Annotated in this window: 17 protein-coding genes; 14 read left to right on the top strand and 3 right to left on the bottom strand. The window is 64.8% G+C overall.

Features of this window, described 5'->3' with window-relative positions; all coding sequences use genetic code 11:
* Nucleotides 1–306: 306 nt before the first annotated feature.
* The 6 genes from AB1451_01640 to AB1451_01615 all read left to right on the top strand — a co-directional run bounded on the left by AB1451_01640 (nt 307) and on the right by AB1451_01615 (nt 5933).
* Nucleotides 307–705: a hypothetical protein gene (locus tag AB1451_01640; GenBank protein ID MEW6681616.1), complete on the top strand. Its 399-nt coding sequence runs from the start codon at nt 307–309 to the stop codon at nt 703–705.
* 4 nt (nt 706–709) lie between these two features.
* Complete coding sequence (locus tag AB1451_01635; GenBank protein ID MEW6681615.1) at nt 710–1564, top strand: hypothetical protein; 855 nt, start codon at nt 710–712, stop codon at nt 1562–1564.
* Between the two features lie 657 nt (nt 1565–2221).
* The gene (locus tag AB1451_01630; GenBank protein ID MEW6681614.1) at nt 2222–4006 is read left to right on the top strand and encodes a cadherin-like beta sandwich domain-containing protein; all 1785 of its coding nucleotides are present in this window, start codon (nt 2222–2224) and stop codon (nt 4004–4006) included.
* 186 nt (nt 4007–4192) lie between these two features.
* Complete coding sequence (locus AB1451_01625; GenBank protein MEW6681613.1) at nt 4193–4759, top strand: hypothetical protein; 567 nt, start codon at nt 4193–4195, stop codon at nt 4757–4759.
* Nucleotides 4760–4875: 116 nt separating this feature from the next.
* A complete protein-coding gene (locus tag AB1451_01620; protein ID MEW6681612.1) occupies nt 4876–5208 on the top strand; it encodes a PilZ domain-containing protein in 333 nt (110 codons plus the stop codon).
* Nucleotides 5208–5933 carry a class I SAM-dependent methyltransferase gene (locus tag AB1451_01615; protein MEW6681611.1) on the top strand — a complete coding sequence of 242 codons (726 nt, stop codon included), beginning with the start codon at nt 5208–5210 and terminating at the stop codon, nt 5931–5933. The genes AB1451_01620 and AB1451_01615 overlap by 1 nt, the downstream gene beginning before the upstream one ends.
* 3 nt (nt 5934–5936) lie before the next feature.
* Here AB1451_01615 and AB1451_01610 read toward each other — a convergent pair whose 3' ends face one another.
* From AB1451_01610 to AB1451_01600, 3 genes are read right to left on the bottom strand one after another with little or no spacing between them, the layout of a single operon-like run.
* A complete protein-coding gene (locus tag AB1451_01610) occupies nt 5937–7103 on the bottom strand; it encodes an ABC transporter permease (GenBank protein MEW6681610.1) in 1167 nt (388 codons plus the stop codon).
* A gap of 4 nt (nt 7104–7107) precedes the next feature.
* Complete coding sequence (locus AB1451_01605; protein MEW6681609.1) at nt 7108–8271, bottom strand: ABC transporter permease; 1164 nt, start codon at nt 8269–8271, stop codon at nt 7108–7110.
* Between the two features lie 10 nt (nt 8272–8281).
* Entirely contained in the window at nt 8282–9514 is a 1233-nt protein-coding gene (locus AB1451_01600; GenBank protein ID MEW6681608.1) for an efflux RND transporter periplasmic adaptor subunit, read from the bottom strand.
* A gap of 215 nt (nt 9515–9729) precedes the next feature.
* On the opposite strand from AB1451_01600, the gene pyrR reads away from it, so the two are divergent.
* The 8 genes from pyrR to AB1451_01560 all read left to right on the top strand — a co-directional run bounded on the left by pyrR (nt 9730) and on the right by AB1451_01560 (nt 19245).
* Complete coding sequence (pyrR, locus tag AB1451_01595; protein ID MEW6681607.1) at nt 9730–10296, top strand: bifunctional pyr operon transcriptional regulator/uracil phosphoribosyltransferase PyrR; 567 nt, start codon at nt 9730–9732, stop codon at nt 10294–10296.
* Nucleotides 10297–10446: 150 nt separating this feature from the next.
* Complete coding sequence (locus AB1451_01590; GenBank protein MEW6681606.1) at nt 10447–11397, top strand: aspartate carbamoyltransferase catalytic subunit; 951 nt, start codon at nt 10447–10449, stop codon at nt 11395–11397.
* Complete coding sequence (locus AB1451_01585) at nt 11394–12695, top strand: dihydroorotase (protein MEW6681605.1); 1302 nt, start codon at nt 11394–11396, stop codon at nt 12693–12695. The genes AB1451_01590 and AB1451_01585 overlap by 4 nt, the downstream gene beginning before the upstream one ends.
* Nucleotides 12679–13833, top strand: coding sequence for a glutamine-hydrolyzing carbamoyl-phosphate synthase small subunit (gene carA / locus AB1451_01580; protein MEW6681604.1), 1155 nt, complete (start codon nt 12679–12681; stop codon nt 13831–13833). The genes AB1451_01585 and carA overlap by 17 nt, the downstream gene beginning before the upstream one ends.
* Nucleotides 13834–13870: 37 nt before the next feature.
* Nucleotides 13871–14305, top strand: a complete 435-nt coding sequence (locus tag AB1451_01575) for an endonuclease domain-containing protein (GenBank protein ID MEW6681603.1) — start codon at nt 13871–13873, stop codon at nt 14303–14305.
* A 1-nt stretch (nt 14306) separates the two neighbouring features.
* Nucleotides 14307–17582, top strand: a complete 3276-nt coding sequence (carB, locus tag AB1451_01570; protein MEW6681602.1) for a carbamoyl-phosphate synthase large subunit — start codon at nt 14307–14309, stop codon at nt 17580–17582.
* 9 nt (nt 17583–17591) lie between these two features.
* Nucleotides 17592–18068, top strand: a complete 477-nt coding sequence (gene greA / locus AB1451_01565; GenBank protein MEW6681601.1) for a transcription elongation factor GreA — start codon at nt 17592–17594, stop codon at nt 18066–18068.
* Between the two features lie 238 nt (nt 18069–18306).
* The gene (locus AB1451_01560) at nt 18307–19245 is read left to right on the top strand and encodes a dihydroorotate dehydrogenase (protein MEW6681600.1); all 939 of its coding nucleotides are present in this window, start codon (nt 18307–18309) and stop codon (nt 19243–19245) included.

Here is a 19245-nt window from a genome sequence, read left to right as displayed (position 1 = left end):
GACGAACCTGTCCCGGTCTCGTGATGTCGTAGTCACACACGTTTGGATTGACATGCAACCAGAAATACATGTATTGAACCCACAGCGCCCGCTCCCAGTAAGGCTCCCGCCAGACGAGACCTGGGAGACGTGGGTGCCCGTTGCTGCTGTTCCCAACGCGATTCACTCCCAAGTCGCTATACTCGTTCGGGCGCGTCTTTCGACGGGGACAGTGATTCGATCGCGGGCAAATCGTTCTGTTCCGGCCGTGGGCACCGTACCGGGGGGGCCGATTCAGCACACTCCATAGGAGAAGGGCGGGACCGCATGAGCGTTATCGAAACGACAAAGGAATTGATGGCGCTGGTTCAAAAGCTCGACAACGTCGACCTGATCAAGAAGCTCGTCGACCTCGCGGAGCAGTGCCGTGATCTCGTTCTCGAGAACGGTGCACTGAAGGAGAGGGTCGGTACCCTTGAACAGGCCCTCGCCACTCAGCAGACGCTGCAATATCGCAACAACGCCTATTGGCTGACCGACAAAGACGACGAGCAGAGCGGCCCGTTCTGTTCCACCTGCTGGGATGCGAAACGCCTCACGATTCGGATGGTTCGGGGCATTAAGGGATATGGGCACTGCAATAACTGCGACAAGACCGTCCAATACGGAGAGACCGATCCCCCTCCAGCCCGTGTACCAGGGCGCAACTGGGTGAGGGGCTACTGAGGTCATGCGCGATCCCCACGTAGAGCGGCTCCACTACACCATCGAGTCTCAAGAGGGGGTGGCCTACGAGAATCCTCCGCCGCTTTCTCAATCACATGCGTTTGGTGAATTTCGCCTGCAGGATGGGCGGTTGACGGTGACGCTCCGCGACCACTTCGCCGATGAACTCGCCGCGCGCGAAGCCGTCGATCCTGTCCTACGGGATTGGGCAATCGGAACTGACCTCCGGTTGGGTATCGGCACGATTCGATTCACGTTCGACAAGGCCGATGTCGTTGATCGTAACCCACCTCCTCCAGGAACGGTGTACCGGTTTGTTTCAGGTGTCGCCACCCTGACGGCGGGGTCCGCTACCCTGAAGGGGGTCGGACGAGCGGTACACAGCAAGTACCCAGACCTACTGACGTCGTTCCAGGCGACACCTGAGGTGATGAAGTGGCATAAGCGATGGACGAATCTTCAAAAAGGACGGGAGCCGCTCTCGACGTTCGCCTATGCGCTATTGAGCCACTTGGAGGCTCGCACCGGAGAGAAGCGTCGAGTCCGGGAAAAGGCCGCGGAGATGTTCAAGATCGACCTCGCAGTCCTCGACAAGCTCGGCAACTTAAGCGGTGAGAGTCGGGGCGATCTGGTGACGGGTCGAAAGTTCAAAGCGGGGACACCGATGAAGCCGCTCGATCCGAGTGAAGAAATCTGGCTCAAGGAAACCGTGCGTCGCGTAATTTTTCGCCTGGGTGAGCACGCGGTGGGTGGTCCGCTGACTCCCATTACGCTGGGCGATCTCCCACGGATATGGGAGACGGTGGGGATTGACTGGACGGCATTGAAGCCCGTTCCGACAAGGAATCCTTCGCACTAAAACGAAACTAAAACGGTCTCAGCTCTTTTCAGCCCTCCTCGACCCCCGTCGGCCCTCGCTGACTCGGCGGGCCGATTTTGTTGATTCCCCACGGGAATGCTCGTAACTTCACGCCTTCCGACCGAAGTGCCCCGCGGCGCGAAAACCGGTTCCTAAACCGCGTGTCGCGAAATCACGCCAGGGGCACCATTTCCCAAAATTGCCTCTTAGCCTTAGGCCACGTAGCGGGTCTTCTTTCTTCGGTGTTCATCGAACACGCGATCGATGAACCGGTGCAAACACTTGTCCGAACCGCAAATGTAGTCCCGGGGGAAGACGACCGGCGATGACGGATCCCGATCGGGAGGCACGGCCTGAAATACCGCGCCAGGAAACCGATTGCTTGTCGGTCTGTTGCAGATCGTGCATCTCGGATTGGGTACACTGTTTCTATCGTTCGCCATAATTGCACTCCGTCTGGGGGATATTCTGTTGCCAATATTAGCTCAGAAGAGATAAACCGGCAGGTGCTGTTCTGCCACGCCGCGTGCCGCGGTCCCTGTCAGCTGGTCGGCCAGTCTCCTCCATAATTTCTTGACACCCGCGTCTGCATTGTGTTCAGTTGACCCAACGCGTTGGGCATCAGCGCGCCAAGGTGCGGCTGAGAGAGGCGGGGTGATGAGACGGGACGTGTTCGCGGTGTTCGGCTTGGTCGTGATAGTGGCGGGGATTCTCGGGGGATGTGCCAGTGATGATGGCCCCACCGGCGATCCGTCCTTGACCGCCCTGGCAGTTGATCTGGGGCCGTTCAACGAGACGTTTGATTCCAGCGTGACCGCGTACACGGTCAGCACGGTTTTTCTCACCACTCAAACTACGGTCACGGCCACTGCAACTGAAGCGGACGCGACGATCACCGTCAACGGCGGGACCCTTACGGACCCCGTCAGCCTGGTGGAAGGTCGCAATGTCTTGAGTGTTCGAGTGGTCACCACCGGCGGCGCGGCGAGGGTGTATACCATCGAAGTGACGCGCGGCACCGAGGTCAACTTCGCGCAGCAGGCGTACGCCAAAGCCTCGAACACCGGAGCTGACGACCACTTCGGCTATAGCGTGGCCTTGAACGGCGACACCATGGTCGTGGGCGCGCCTTCGGAGGACAGTGCGGCGACCGGGGTGGATGGAGATGGCACGAGCAACAACGCGGCGAACTCCGGGGCGGTGTACGTGTTCGTGCGCAGCGGGACGACCTGGAGCCAGCAGGCGTATCTCAAAGCCTCGAACACCGGCGCTGGAGATCAGTTCGGCTGGAGCGTGTCGCTGGAGGGCGAGACCTTGGTAGTCGGGGCTCCCTCGGAAGACAGCACGGCCGTTGGGATCGACGGGGACCAGGCGGACGACAGCGCGTCGAATGCCGGGGCCGTGTACGTGTTCGTGCGCAGCGGAACGACCTGGACCCAGCAGGCGTACCTCAAAGCGTCGAACACGGGCGCCGGGGATCGATTCGGTTGGCGGGTGGCGTTGAGCGGAGAGACCGTAACAGTGGGCGCGCTCGGAGAAGACAGCGTAGCGACCGGCATCGACGGGGACCAGGCGGACGACAGCGCGTCGAATGCCGGGGCGGTGTACGTGTTCACCCGCAGCGGGACGATCTGGAGCCAGGAAGCCTACGTCAAAGCATCCAATACCGATGCCGGAGACGTGTTCGGGGTGAGCGTGGCGCTCAGCGGTGACACGCTGGCGGCGGGCGCGGCCGGGGAGAGCAGCATTGCCACGGGCATCGACGGCACTCCCCAGACCAGCAACGGCGCGACCAGCTCTGGCGCGGTGTACGTGTTCACCCGCGCCGGCACCGCGTGGGCACAACAGGCCTACCTCAAAGCCTCCAACACCGGGGCGGCCGACGCGTTCGGCACGAGCCTGGCATTGGAGGGCGACACCCTGGCAGTCGGCGCGCCGTTGGAAGACAGTGCGACCACGGGAATCGACAGCGTAGGCAACAACAGCGCGATCGATACCGGCGCGGTGTATGTGTTCTTCCGCAGCGGCGGGATCACCGGAACGTGGGCGCAACAGGCGTACGTGAAGGCGTCCAATACGAACGCGGGCGACCTGTTCGGGTGGAGAGTGGCGCTGAGCGGCGATACCCTGGCAATCGGGGCGCCGTCCGAGGACAGCGCGGCCACCGGCGTCGACGCGACCGGGGTGGGGCAACCCGACAACAGCGCTGCGACCGCCGGGGCGGTCTATGTGTTCTCCCGCAGCGGCACAACCTGGAGCCAGCTCGACTACGTGAAGGCCTCCAACACCGCCGGCCTCGACGGCTTTGGCGGGAGCGTGGCGGTGAGCATAGATACCGTGGCGGTCGGGGCGATCGGCGAAGACAGCAACGCGATGGGCATCGACGGCGATCAGGCCAACAACATCGCAACCACTGCGGGGGCTGTTTACGTCCTGCAATGAGCTTGCCCTGACCAGACCTCCAGCACGCAGGTGCCCGCTTTCCCGGCGCTCTGCTGACCTCAACGCGCACAGAACCTCTCCGCCCCCGGCACCGGGGTGGGGAGTTTCTGAAGCTCAAGCAGAAGGGCTTCGGAAGACTCTCCCTTGCTCGGTTGTCTTCTGTGTGACGGCGGGATGGAGCTCGATGTGCCTCACTTATCGCTGACACGACTGGGACGGATCGGCACGGCCGTCTCAGCGGCCCTGATCATGGTTTCATGCGGCGGAGGCGGGAGCGTCACGGACATCGGTGGTTTGTCGGTGCGATTCACGCCGGATCAAACCGTGCTGCCGGCGGACAGCGTTTCCCTGCGGGAAGGACCGAGCCTGGGCGACACCATGACCCTGGAGGTCTGGGGCGAGGACATTGCACTGCCCACGTTCATTGCCACGTTCGGTATCCGGTTCGAGCCCGCGGTGGTTGAGTTTGTGGATTTCGAACCCGGTGACTTCTTCGAGCAGCAGGCCCCTTCGACCAACGTGGAGTACACGGTTCCAACGCCCCTTCCAGGGGCGGGCCGGCTCAACGTGGAGATCAAGAAGTTCGGGACACCGCTGGGCTCGCAGCAAGATGGCGTCTTGGTGAAACTTCGGTTTCGCGTGGTGATGGCGGGCGCGACCGGCCTCGAATTTGCCGATGCAATTCTGGCGAGTGAGAATGGCGGCGCGGCCCAGGGCGTGACGTGGCTGGGCGGACGTTTAGAAGGATTCTAAACACCCGGCGCCGGCCCAAGTGTACAGGATTGTCCGACCGGCTGCTTTGGAATTTCCAGCCGCCGACTGCGGTTCCTCCCCCAGGTCCGTCCGTGGCGAAGAACGGAGGAGCGGCCATGAACCAGACCCAGTCGGTTGAGCAGAGACCACACGTTCGTCTCCCTTTTTCCGGGCCGGCCACGATTCGGTCCGGGTCGACCTTCCTGAGCGGGACGATCCGGAACCTGAGCTTCTCGGGGTGTTTCATCGAGGTCCCTCCGCGCTTCGAGATCGGCACCTCCATGAACATCACCTTCTCGCTGGACCCGCACGAGACCCAATTCGTCACCACCAACGGTCGGATCGTCCGACGCGCGCCGCACGGCATCGGCGTGCGGTTCGCGTACATCGACGCCCGCACGCCCGGCGTGGTCAGACAATGGATTGAATCCCGCCGTCAGGTTCCCTGATGCGCGTTCCCCGGCTGGTTGAGAGGCGGCGGATACGCGCCTCCGATCCGTCCCCTCCGGTCGTCCTCGTCTCATCCCGTGCGGCTTCTCCGCGCGCGGCTCAACGCGCGGAGCGATCACCATGGCTTCGGCGCGCCTACACCTTGTGGGCGCCGTTTTACGACGCCGCGGTGGCGTCGGCGCTGCGCGAGAGTCGGCGAAAGAGTCTGGGGACGCTCGGCGACGTGTCGGGCCAACGAATTCTCCTGGTCGGCGTGGGGACCGGACTCGACATCCCGTGGCTCAAGCCGGGCGCAACCTACGTGGGAGTCGACCTGACCGCTGCGATGATCGGACGGGCCAAAGCCAAAGCCCGCGAATACGACGCGCCGATCCGTCTGGTCCGCGGCGACGGCATGGAGCTGCCGCTTCGCGACGGTTCGTTCGATCGCGCCGTGCTGCACTTGATCGTTGCCGTGGTGCCGAACCCGCACGCGCTTCTGAGCGAGGTGGCGCGGGTCGTGCGGCCCGGGGGGACGATCCATATTCTCGACAAGTTTCTGCGCCCAGGCCAGAACGCGCCGCTCAGGCGGTGGTTCAGCCCCCTCCTCGGGCGGTTGGCCACCAACACCGACGTGGTGTTCGAAGAGGTTCTGGCATCGTGCCCCGGCCTGGAGCTGGTTCGCGACGAACCTGATTTGGGCCGCGGGTGGTTCCGGCGCATTGTCCTGAAGCGCCCCCGCTGACGATCAGGGGGTGCGCAGCGCCTCAACGATCTTAAGACGGCTCGCGCGAACGGCTGGAAGCACCCCGCCGACAAATCCCATCACTGCGGAGAACACCAATGACTGGGCCACGATCTGCGGGGACAAGGAAAACCCGAACGCGATTTCCGTGAACGTGGCGAAATTGACGGAAGAAATCGAGACGAACTGCAGCAGCGCGGCCGCCCCCACCCCGAGTAACCCTCCGAGCAGCGACAACCCGAGCGACTCGACCACGAAGGCGCCCCAGACCGCGCCGCGGCCGAATCCCAGCGCTCGGAGCGCGCCGATCTCCTGGGTGCGGTTGGACACGGCGGCGTACATGGTGATCATGGCGCCGACCACGGCACCGAGGCTGAACACCACGGTCACGAGCAACCCCACCACGCGGATAAACGTGGCGAACATCTCGGACTGCGCCGCGTAGTAGTCGATTTCCCGTTTGACCTCCACGGTGAGGCGGGGATCGGTCTCCAGCCGGGCTTTGAGCGCATCGAAGGCCCGCGCGTCCGGCACGCGAACGAGCGCGGACGAAAACAGGGTGCGGCGAAACGCCTGCATCAGTTGGTCCGCGTCCACCCAAATCTCCGAATCGAAGCCGCTGCCGCCTCCGTCGAAGACGCCCACCACGGTCCAATCGCGCAGCGCGAAACGTATGGTCTCGCCCAGTCCGGTCCCCTGAAAACGCGACGCAATGCCGCGGCCCACCACCACTTCGGACGATCCTGGTTGCCAGAGGCGTCCCTCGACCAGTTTGATCTGCGGGCGCAGCGTCATCGCCAGTGCCGAGGCGCCGCGGATCTGGACGTTCGACGGCTTGCCGCTGCCTCGCTTGGGAAGGTTGATGATCGTCACGGTTTCCGATCCTCCGAGGGGCACGCCGTCCGGTCCCCGGGTGATCTCGTCGGAGGCCATGATGATCGCGGCCTGTTCGCGCGAGAGAAAACTCTGCACCTCGGAGGTGGCTGACCGCCGGGTGATCAGCGCGTTGTCCGGGGAGCCGGTGCTGACCATGGTGCGCTCCAACCCGTGGGCCAGCATCAGGACCGCGGCGAGGACGAACACCACCAACGCCATCCCGGAGGCGGTCATGAGCGTGGTCAGTCGCCGGGCTCCGAGATTGCGAAGGCTGTAGGCGATCGGAATCTTCATCACGTCATCCCACGTGCCTCAGACCCTCTGCCACCGTGGTTCGGGCCACGAACCATGACGGGATCGCGGCCGCCACCACCGCCGCCGCAAGGTCCAACCCGGAGGCGGCCGCCAGCGTGGCCCCCGAGATCTTGAAGACCGGGAAAAACGTTCCGACCGCGGCGCCGAAGGCCTCGGCGAGCGGGAAGACCGCGAGCATGCCGACGAAGCCTCCGGCGATCGCGATCACGAGCGACTCCCCGGCGATCAGCACCGCGAGGCGGGCCGGAGAGAAGCCCATCGTCTTCATCACCGCATACTCGGTCGCGCGTTCCCGCGCGGACATGGCCATGGTATTGGCGAGCACGATCAGGATCAGGCCCACGATCATGATCGAGATCGCCTGGATCGCGAGTAGAATGGCTTCGGTCATGGACACGAATCCCAGTTGGAATTCCCGTTCGGTCTCGGTCAACGTCTCAGCCAAGGAGTTCGCGAACAAGGCATCGACGGCTCGGCCGATCGCGGCGGGGTCCTGGGTTCTGTCGATGGTGAAGGCGTAGAACCCCACGTGCCCCGCGGCGTCGGCGAGCGTCTGCCGCAGATACTGCTCCAGCGAATCCCAGTGGAAGAACATCTGGGTTTCGTCGGCGGTTTTCACATTGGGGTCCGCCGCGTAGATCCCGCGGATCACGAAGTCCCAATCCCCCGGGTAGAACGTGCCGCGCAATCTCACGGTATCGCCCAGGTGCCAGCCGTATCGCTCGGCAAGTTTGCGTCCCACGATCGCGGCGTTCCGTTCCTGCGAAAACGCGTCCATCTGATCCGGAGGGACCCGGTATTCCGGGTATACCCGAAACCATGTGTCCGCATCCACGCCGAACTGGGCGAAGAAGTTCTTCTCGTCGATGTACACGCCGCCGAACCAGTCGCCGTACGTGACCGCGGTGATGCCGGGTACTTGCGCGATACGATCGCGATAGGCCAGCGGCAGGGGAAACGCGAGCGAGACCGCGTTGCGGGAGATGAGGCGATTCTGTTGCGACGCGTTCACCCCTGCGTACCACGCGTCCACCATGGTCCGCAGCATGGCGAACGCGAGCACCGCGATGGCCAGGCCCAGCACGGTGAGCACGGTGCGCAGCTTGTGGCGCAAGGCGTTGTAGACGATCAATCGCAGCAGCGTCACGTCCGATCCTTCATCCCGGAGTCGCGCGAGCCGCCACGGGCGCGCCGTCCTGCAGATCGTCCGGAGGGTTGACGATCACGCGCTCACCCGGCCCCACGCCGTCGCGGACTTCGGTCAACCCGTTCGCAGTGGCGCCGGTGGTCACCGCGGTTTCGACGGCCCGATCGTTCCGGACCACGTATACCACGCGGCGATCGTTCCTCGACACGACCGCCTGGTCGGGAACCGCGAGGCGGGCCGTCTGCGCGGGCGCCTCCCCACTCGAGAGAAACGCCACTTTCGCGCTCATCTCCGGCAACACGCGGGGGTCGCGGTCCGCGAATCGAATCTTGGTGAGCACCGTGGCTTTGGCCCGATCCGCGGTCGGGACGATGGTCTCGACCACGCCGTGGTAGCGCTGCTGCGGGTAGGCGTCGAGCGTGATCTCGCAGGGTAAGCCGATGGTGACTTGATCGAGGTACCGTTCCGAGACATCGGCCTCCACCATCAACGAGGCCATGTCCGCGATTCTGACGACCGCGGCCCGAGCCGTGGTGGAGGACCCGAACGGCGCGACGATTTCCCCCACGTCGGCGTTCTTGGTCAGCACGGTCCCGTCGAACGGCGCGCGGATCACCGTGTTGTCCAACTCCACGGCCGCGGCGCGCACCGCGGCTTCGGCGGCCGCGACCACGGCTTGCGCCGACGCCACGCCGGCCTGCGCCGTGGCGTGGCGCGCCGAGGAGACGTCGAAATCAGCTTGCGACACCAACTGGGCGTCCAGCAGTCCGCGCTTGCGCTCGTAATCCAAAGTCGCCTCGTCGGCCGCGGCGCGTGCCTGCGCCAGGGCCGCGCGTGCCGCGGCCTCGTTGGCCTGGGCCTGATGGAGCCGGGCGGTGACGTCCGCGCTCTCGATCTTGGCGAGGATCTGCCCGTTCTTGACGCGGTCCCCCGGCCCCACGTACAGGGCCACGAGCCGTCCGGTGGCTTTCGACGCCACGTTGGCCTGTCGCTGCGCCACCACGTAGCCGCTGGCGTGGAGGACCGCGGCTGCGCCGGTCCCCGAGATCGTGGTCACGCCGGCGACGTCGACCACAACGGGCGACGCACTCAAGGCGTACCACGTCCACCCGCCGACGACCAATACCAGGCCGGCCAACCCCCACGCCAACGAACGGCGGGAGCCCGGGCGCGGACCGCGGTCGCGGCTGCGGTCGATGCGGAGCGCCGAAAGATCGACGGGATCGGTGCTTGGTCGCTGCAAGTCGGAGGCTGGTGGCACGACGCCGTGATTATACCGACTCTTGGTCACCGTCGCGAGCCCTCGGTGGATCGCGGCTCCCTTGACAATGCGGTCTGCTCCGGAGTAGAGTGCTGTTGCCTTTAATGGCTAGCCCTGCGAGGCTAGAAAGGACCCATGAACGACCACGCACGTCATTGTGAGACCTTCCACGCCGACCGGGCCTGGAGGGTTTTTTTATGTCCACGGTGAAGGCCGCGGAACGCCAGGTGTTGGATGAGTCCGGCGTGCAGCGAGCGCTGTCGCGGATGGCGCACGAGATCATCGAGCGCCACAAGGGCGTGGAAGCGCTGGTGTTGGTGGGCATTCGCACCAACGGCGTCTATCTCGCCCGTCGACTGGCCGCGAAGCTGGCCGAGATCGAGGGCGCGGACGTCCCCCTGGGCGAACTCGACATCACGCTCTACCGCGACGACCTGTCCACCATCAGGTCCCATCCGCTGCTTCGAAAGACCGAGATCCCGTTCGACCTCACGGATCGCAAGGTGATTTTGGTCGACGACGTGCTCTACACCGGCCGCACCATCCGCGCCGCCATGGACGGGGTGATGGACCTCGGCCGGCCGCGGCTGATCCAGCTCGCGGTCTTGATCGATCGCGGGCACCGCGAGTTGCCGATCCGGGCCGATTACGTCGGCAAGAACATCCCGACCGGGTCGGACGAACGGGTCAAGGTGTTTCTCCGCGAAGAGGGGCAGGATGATCGCGTCGCCATCCTCCCGGGGCCGGAGAGGAGCGTCGCATGAGAGCCCGTCCAGAAAAGGGCCATCTGCGGCATTGCTGCTGCGCTTCCGGTGCTCACGTACGCATAGTGTACGCTGCGCTCCGGTTCTCGCAGCGCCTTGCATCTGACCCTTTTCTGAACGGGCTCCGCGTTCCGGTAGTCGGATAGGCTCATGAATCTCAAACACAAGGATCTGTTGGCGATTCGCGACTTGGACGTGGACGAACTGCGCCTGTTGCTCGACACTGCGGAATCGTTCAAAGAAGTCGCGGGGCGGGAGATCAAAAAGGTCCCCACCCTGCGCGGGCGCACGGTCGTCAATCTGTTCTTCGAACCCAGTACGCGCACGCGCTCGTCCTTCGAGTTGGCGGCCAAGCGGTTGTCGGCGGACGTTATCAACGTGTCCGCCTCCTCCAGCAGCGTGGTGAAGGGCGAAACGCTCCTGGACACGGCCAAGAACCTGGAGGCCATGGGCGCGGACGTGATCGTGGTCCGCCACGGGGAAGCCGGCGCTCCCGCCCTGCTGGGGCGGCACCTGCGGTGCTCCGTGATCAACGCGGGCGACGGGGCGCACGAGCACCCCACCCAGGCGATTCTGGACTTGTCCACGATCCTGGAACGCAAAGGACGACTCGAGGGCTTGACCGTCGCGATTGTGGGCGACGTGCGTCACAGCCGGGTCGCGCGATCCAACCTCTGGGGTCTCACCAAGCTGGGCGCGACCGTGCGGCTGGCCGGGCCGCCGACCATGGTGCCTCCGGAGTTGAAGGACTTCGGCGCGGAGATCCACTACACGCTCGATCCCGCATTGGAGGGCGCGGACGTGGTGATGGCCTTGCGACTGCAACTGGAGCGTCAAGGCGCGGGGTTCTTTCCCTCGCTGCGGGAGTACAGCCGGCTGTGGGGCTTGACCCGGGAACGACTGCAACGGGCCAAGCCCGACGTCCTGGTCATGCACCCCGGCCCGGTGAATCGGGGCGTGGAACTGGCTCCGGACGTGGCGGACGGCCTCTGTTCCGTGATCCTGGGCCAGGTGGCGAACGGGATCGCGGTACGGATGGCGGCGCTCTACCTGTTGACCGGCGGCAAATCGGATTCCGTCACCATGGCGGCAAACCAATGACGACCCAGACCAACGGCGGTTCGCTCCTGATCCGCGGCGGGCGGGTCATCGACCCGGCCGCTGGCCTGGACGCGATCTGCGACGTCGAGATCGCCGACGGAAAGATTGCGGCCTGCGGCCCCGGCCTCAAGCCCGGACCCAGGACCGCTCTCTTCAACGCGACCGGGCTGGTGGTCTGCCCCGGGTTCATCGATCTGCACACGCACGTGCGCGAGCCCGGATACGAATACAAGGAAACGGTCAAGACCGCCACCGAGTCAGCGGCCGCGGGTGGATTCACCACGGTGTTCGCCATGCCCAACACCAACCCGATCAACGACACCCGAGCCGTCACCGAGTTGGTGCTCGACCTGGCGCGGCGAGAGGGCGCGATCAACGTCAGGCCGGTGGGCGCCGTCACCAAAGGATCGCGGGGCGAGGAGTTGGCCGAAATCGGCGAATTGGTCGAAGCGGGCTGCGCCGCGATCTCCGACGACGGACGGCCCGTGACCAGCAGCCTGGTCATGCGTCGCGCGCTGGAGTACACGCTGTCGTTCGGCGTGCCGGTCATCGACCACTGCGAAGATCTGGCCCTGTCCAGCGGCGGCGTGATGCACGAGGGCAAGGTGTCGACCATGCTGGGACTCAGAGGCGTGCCGGCAGCGGCCGAGACCGTGATGGTCGCGCGCGACCTGGCCCTGGCCGAGCTGACCGGCGGGCGGCTGCACCTGGCGCACATGAGCTGCGCCGCGTCGGTGCGCATGATCCGCGAAGCCAAAGCGCGGGGCGTTCGCGTGACCGCCGAGGCCTGCCCGCATCACTTCACGTTGACCGACGAGGCCGTGATCGGGTTCAAGGCCGACGCCAAGATGAACCCGCCGCTGCGGAGCCGCGAGGACGTGCTCGCCGTCATCGAGGGGTTGAAGGACGGCACGATCGATGCGATCGCCACGGACCACGCGCCCCACGCGCCCGAGGAGAAGTCCTGGCCCATTGCGGAGGCCCCGTTCGGCGTGGTGGGGTTGGAGACCGCGCTGCCGCTGGCGCTGGCGTTGAGCGCGGAGGGCCATCTGTCGCTGCCGCAGGTGATCGCGCTCATGACCTCCAAGCCGGCCGCGGTGATGCGCATTGATCGCGGCAGCCTGCGCGTGGGCGCGCCCGCGGACGTGACCGTGATCGATCCAGAGGCGGAATGGGTGGTCGATCCGGCGCAGTTCCGTTCGAAAAGCCGCAACACGCCGTTTGCCGGGTGGAAGATGCGCGGCCGCGTGATCAAGACCCTGGTGGGGGGGAAGGTGGTGTATGACGCGAGCGCGTAAGCGGCCCGCGATCCTCGCATTGGCCGACGGAAGCGTGTTTCGCGGAACCGCGTTCGGCGCGGAGGGCGATTCCCTGGGCGAGGTGGTGTTCAACACCAGCCTCTCCGGCTACCAAGAAATCCTCACTGATCCGTCGTACCGCGGTCAGATCGTGGTCATGACCGCCCCCCAGATCGGCAACTACGGGGTCAACCCGGAAGACGTGGAGTCCGGACGGGTGTGGGCCGAAGGCTTCGTGGTCAAGGAGTGCTCGCCGATGTCGAGCAACTGGCGCAGCCGCCAGAACCTCAACGAATACTTGAAGGATGCGGGGATCGTGGGCATCGAAGGGATCGACACCCGCGCGCTCACCAAGCACCTTCGCGACAGCGGCGCGCAAGAAGGCGTGTTGTCCACGGTCGACCTGGATGAACGCCGGTTGATCGCCAAGGCAAAAGCCTCACCGGGCTTGGTGGGCCGCGATCTGGTTCGCGACGTGACGTGTAGGGAGCCTTACGCTTGGACGGAGGGACCCTGGAGTCCCTCCGCTCGTCCCTCCCCCCTTGCGGGGGAGGGCAGGGTGGGGGGGAGACCTCGTGTTACGGTCTATGACTTCGGCGTGAAGCGCAACATCCTTCGCAACCTAGTCCATTCCCGCTGCGACGTCACGGTCGTTCCCGCGACCACGCCGGCCGCGGAAGCGTTGGCGTCAAACCCGGATGGGGTGGTGCTGGCCAACGGTCCGGGCGACCCCGCGGCCGTGACTTACGCGGTGGAGGCTGCGCGGGGTTTGATCGGGCGTGTGCCCATCTTCGGCATCTGCCTCGGGCATCAGATCCTGGGGCTGGCCATGGGCGGGACCACCTCCAAGTTGAAGTTCGGACACCACGGGGGCAACCAGCCGGTGCTGGATCTTGCGACCAACCAGGTGACGATCACGGCGCAGAACCACGGCTTCACCGTGGACCTTGACTCGCTGGGAGGAGAGGTCGAAGCCACGCACGTGAATCTGAACGATCGGACCGTCGAGGGCTTGCGCCACAAGACATTGCCGGTCTTCTCGGTCCAATACCACCCCGAAGCCTCCCCCGGCCCGCACGACGCGGGTTATTTGTTCCAACGGTTCGTGGAGGTTCTGGGTACGGAGAGGCGCGCTTGAGGCACGAGTCAGACGTTACCGTATTACCGTATCAGAGATGAGTCATCCGCGCGCGCGCCAACTTCGCTCAAGCCTGACACCCGCGGAACAGGCGCTGTGGCGTCAGCTCCGGCTGCGCCAAGTCGATGGGTTCAAGTTTCGACGCCAGCAGCCGCTCGGACCTTATGTCGTCGACTTTGCGTGTTTGGAGGCACGGCTGATCGTTGAAGTCGATGGTGGTCACCACTTGTCGGCGAGAGAATACGACGCAGAGCGCAGCGAGTGGCTACAGTCGCAGAATTTTCGGGTGCTCCGATTCTGGAACCATGAAGTGCTGACCGAAACGGAGGGGGTGATAGGGGTCATCGAACACGCCCTGAACACCTCCCCCCACCTTAGTCCTCCCCCGCAAGGGGGGAGGAAACGTAAAGCGACTGGCTTTGAGGCTTCGACTCCTTCCCCCCTTGCGGGGGAAGGCAGGGATGGGGGGTGAAGTGCCCAAACGCACCGACATCCATAAGATCCTCTTGATCGGCTCGGGCCCCATCGTCATTGGCCAGGCGTGCGAGTTCGACTACTCGGGGTCGCAGGCGTGCAAGGCGTTGCGGGAAGAGGGGTACGAGATCGTGTTGGTGAATTCCAACCCGGCCACCATCATGACCGACCCGGAGTTGGCGCACCGCACCTACATCGAACCCATCACGCCCGAGGTGGTCGAGCGCATCATCGAGCGCGAGCGGCCGGATGCGTTGCTGCCCACCATGGGCGGGCAGACCGCGCTGAACACGGCGGTGGCGCTGGTGGAACGAGGGGTGCTGGAAAAATACCGCGTCAAGCTGATCGGCGCCCAGTACGAAGCCATCAAGAAGGCGGAGGATCGTGAGCGGTTCAAACAGGCGGTCCGGCGGATCGGCTTGAAGGTTCCGGAGAGCGGCACCGTCTCATCCGTTGAGGACGCGATGGTCGTGATCGAGCGGGTGGGATTTCCCGCGATCATTCGGCCGTCGTTTACCTTGGGCGGAGTCGGGGGGTCCGTCGCGTACAACCGCGAGGAGTTCAAACGCGCGGTGGAGTGGGGGCTCGATGCCAGCCCAACCCACCAGATCTTGGTGGAACAGTCCGTACTGGGGTGGAAGGAGTTCGAGTTGGAGGTGATGCGCGACCTGCGCGACAACGTCGTGATCATCTGCTCGATCGAGAACGTGGATCCGATGGGCGTGCACACCGGCGACAGCATCACCGTGGCCCCGGCCATGACATTGACCGACAAGGAGTACCAGGTGATGCGCGACGCCGCCGTCGCGATCATCCGGGAAATCGGCGTGGAGACCGGGGGTTCAAACATCCAGTTCGCGGTCAACCCCGAGAACGGGGACATGGTGGTGATCGAAATGAACCCCCGCGTGTCGCGAAGCTCTGCGCTGGCGTCGAAGGCCACCGGGTTTCCGATCGCCAAGATCGCGGCCAAGCTGGCGGTCGGGTACAGCCTGGATGAGTTGCCCAACGACATCACCCGGGAAACGCGGGCCGCATTCGAACCCACGATCGACTACGTGGTGGTGAAGATTCCGCGCTTCGCCTTCGAGAAGTTTCCCCAGGCCGACGCCACGTTGACCACGCAGATGAAGTCGGTGGGGGAAGCGATGGCGATCGGACGGACCTTCAAGGAGGCGCTCCACAAGGCGATCCGTTCGTTGGAGATCGATCGGTACGGGCTCGAATCATCGGTACGGCGGACCGGCGGCGAGCCCGCCGAAGGCGAACTCGATCGCGTGCGGGAGAAACTTCGCGTGCCCAACTGGGAGCGGCTCTGGTACGTGGCGGACGCGTTCCGCGTCGGGTTGAGCCTGGAGGAGATCGCCAAAACTTCGCGCATCGATCCGTGGTTCCTGCACCAAATCTCCGAATTGGTCACGGTGGAAGACGAGCTGCTGGCGCGCCGAGCGGCCCTGGTGGCCGACGGCGTCCGTCCGGAACCTGACAACATGTTGCCGCGGGAGGTGCTCGTCGAAGCCAAGGCCCTGGGATTCTCAGACCACGCGCTCGGTCGACTGGTGGGTTCCGGCGAGGACGCAATCCGGCACCTCCGCGACCGCGCTGGAGTCCGCCCGGTCTACAAACGCGTGGACACGTGCGGGGCCGAGTTCGTCGCGCACACGCCGTACTTGTACTCGACGTACGAGACCGAGTGCGAATCGCGTCCCAGCGGGCGTCAGAAGGTCATGATCTTGGGCGGCGGCCCGAACCGGATCGGTCAAGGCATCGAGTTCGACTACTGTTGCGTGCACGCGTCATACGCCTTGCGGGAGCTGGGCTACGAAACGATCATGGTGAACTGCAATCCCGAGACCGTGAGCACGGATTACGACACGTCCGACCGCTTGTACTTCGAGCCCCTCACCCTGGAAGACGTCTTGCACATCATTGCGGTCGAGCGGCCGCTCGGCGTGGTGGTCCAATTCGGCGGACAGACGCCGCTCAAACTGGCTGTCCCGCTCGAGCGAGCGGGGGTGCGGATTCTCGGGACTTCGCCCGACGCCATTGATCGCGCCGAGGATCGGGAACGCTTCCGCGAATTGTTGATCGCCCTCGATCTCAAACAGCCGGAGAGCGGGATGGCGCGCAGCCCCCGCGAGGCGGCGGAGATCGCGGCCCGCATCGGGTTTCCGGTGATGGTCCGCCCGTCCTACGTGTTGGGCGGGCGCGCCATGGCCATCGTGTACGACGAGGCCAGCCTCGAAGAGTATCTGGCCACCGTCATTCCGACGAGCGTGGCGGCGGGCGTCCTCATCGATCAGTTTATCGACGATGCGGTCGAGATCGACGTGGACGCGGTGTGTGACGGAGCGTCGGTGCTGGTGGCGGGAATCATGGAACACATCGAAGAGGCCGGCATCCACTCCGGGGACAGCGCGTGTTCGTTGCCGGCGTATTCGCTGCCGGGGGAGATCCTGGGGGAGATCGAACGGCAGACCATTCAACTGGCCCGCGCGTTGGGGGTGGTCGGACTCATGAACGTCCAGTTTGCGGTCAAAGGACGTGACGTGTATATCCTCGAAGTCAACCCGCGCGCCTCGCGGACGGTGCCGTTCGTGAGCAAGACGCTGGGGGTGCCGCTGGCCAAGTGGGCCATGAAGGTCATGATGGGGAAGACCTTGGGCGAGCTGGGTGCGGTGCCCAAGGCCTTGCCGTACACCGCGGTCAAGGAGGCCGTATTCCCGTTCAACCGGTTTCCGGGCGTGGATACGCTGTTGGGCCCGGAGATGAAGTCGACCGGCGAGGTGATGGGCGTGGATCGCGACTTCGGCCGCGCGTTCGCGAAGGCGCAGGCTGCGGCGGGCGGGGCGTTGCCCGAAGGCGGCACCGTGTTCCTGAGCGTTCGTGATCGCGACAAGGCCGCGCTGGTGCCGCTCGCGCGATCACTCGCGCGGCTGGGGTTCTCGTTGATTGCCACCGACGGCACGGCCTCCGCGCTGCGTGAAGCCGGAATCGAGGTGCAAACCGTCCTGAAGGTTCACGAGGGACGCCCGCACGTGGTGGATCATTTGAAGAACCGAGACGTGCAGCTCGTGATCAACACCGTGGGTGATCGGGCGTCACAGCGGGATTCGGCGATCATCCGCCGAACCGCGTTGACCGCTGGCATCCCGTACGTCACCACGCTGGCGGGCGCCAAGGCCGCCACGGCCGCGATGGAGGCGCGTCCGCGAGGCACGGTTGAAATTCGATCGCTGCAGGAGTATTACCAGGAAACCCGGAACACACGATAAGGCTCGATCATGCCGAAAATTCCGATGACCCGGCGCGGGTGCCAAGCGCTCAAAGATGAACTGGATCGCCTCAAGCGGGTGGAGCGGCCGAAGAACATCCAACAGATCGCGGAGGCCAGGGCTCACGGGGACCTCAGTGAAAACGCCGAGTACACGGCGGCCAAGGAGCGCCAATCGTTTCTGGAGGGGCGCATCCGGGAGTTGGAGACGCAGATTGCGGACGCCGACGTGATCGATACCGCCAACATGTCGGCTGAAAAGGTGGTGTTCGGAGCCACGGTCGTGCTGGAGGACACGGAATCGGGCGACAAAAAGCGGTTCACCATTGTCGGACAATACGAGATCGAGCTCAAGGACGGCCGCATCTCGGTTCACTCTCCGGTCGGGAAGGCGCTCATCGGTCACCGGGTCGGTGACCTGGTGACGATCGTGGCGCCCGCAAGAACGAGCGAGTATCAGATTCTCGAGATTCGTTTCGACCCCTGACGCCCCGACGTGAACTGGTCGCGGTTCCGCCTCGGTCTACACCTCGCACTCGGTTCCCGCCGGTTCGGCGTCAATGGACGCTGGCGGGAGCCCTTCGACTCGGTGATGATCCGACCGCTCTTTGGTTTCGGCTGGCGGTTGACGGTGCAGCCCTGGGCTTGGCGGGCTGCGTGGCGGATCATCCGGTTGCGGATGGACATCGCGGGATGGAAGTGAGAGAGAACGGGGGCCGCGCGCGATGAGCAGCCGGAGTCCCGATCTGACGGTGGATCTCGGCGCAGGGCTCGTTCTCAAGACCCCGATCGTCGCCGCGTCAGGAACCTTCGGTTACGGGGAAGAATACGCCGGGGTGCTCGACCTCAACCGCCTCGGAGCGGTTGCAGTGAAAGGGCTGTCCCTGGAGCCTCGATCCGGCAATCCCGAGCCGAGATTGATTGAAACGCCGTCCGGAATGCTCAACGCGATCGGCCTGGCCAACGTGGGACTCGAAGCCTTCGTGTCGCAGAAGCTGCCGTTCCTCCGGCGCTTCGACGTAAAGGTCATCGTGAACATCTTCGGCGGAACGATCGAGGAGTTCGAAGCGCTCGCGCAACGGCTCTCGGACGCGGACGGCGTGCACGCGATCGAGGTGAACGTGTCCTGCCCGAACGTGAAACAAGGCGGGATCAGCTTCGGGCAGTCTCCGTCCGCGGTGTTCGAGGTGGTTCGTGCGGTGCGGCGCAAGACGCACCTTCCGACCATCGTGAAGCTGTCGCCGAACGTCACGGACATCGGGGAGGTGGCCAAAGCCGCACACGCCGGAGGCGCGACCGCGGTGTCGTTGATCAACACCCTCGTCGGGATGGCCATCGATGTTGAGGCCCGCCGACCCAAGCTGGCGGCTTGGACCGGGGGCCTTTCGGGACCCGCAATCCGTCCGATTGCGATTCGCATGGTATGGGAGGTGTCCAAAGCCGTCCCGATTCCCATCATCGGCATGGGTGGGATCACCTGCGGGGAGGATGCCGTGGAGTTCCTGCTGGCCGGAGCGTCGGCGGTGGCGGTGGGAACCGCGAACTTCATGAGTCCGCGCGCGACCATTGAAGTCCTCGACGGTCTGATTCGGTATATGGAGCGCCACCGGATCCACGCCGTCCGGCGGCTCGTGGGTGCGATCGACATCTCGGGGAGGGCGTGA

Source organism: Nitrospirota bacterium (genome assembly GCA_040757335.1).
In the GTDB taxonomy this organism is placed as follows: Bacteria; Nitrospirota; Nitrospiria; order 2-01-FULL-66-17; family 2-01-FULL-66-17; genus JBFLXB01.
The sequence above is the reverse complement of the archived record's forward strand: the minus strand, read 5'-3'. Positions and strand labels throughout refer to the sequence as shown.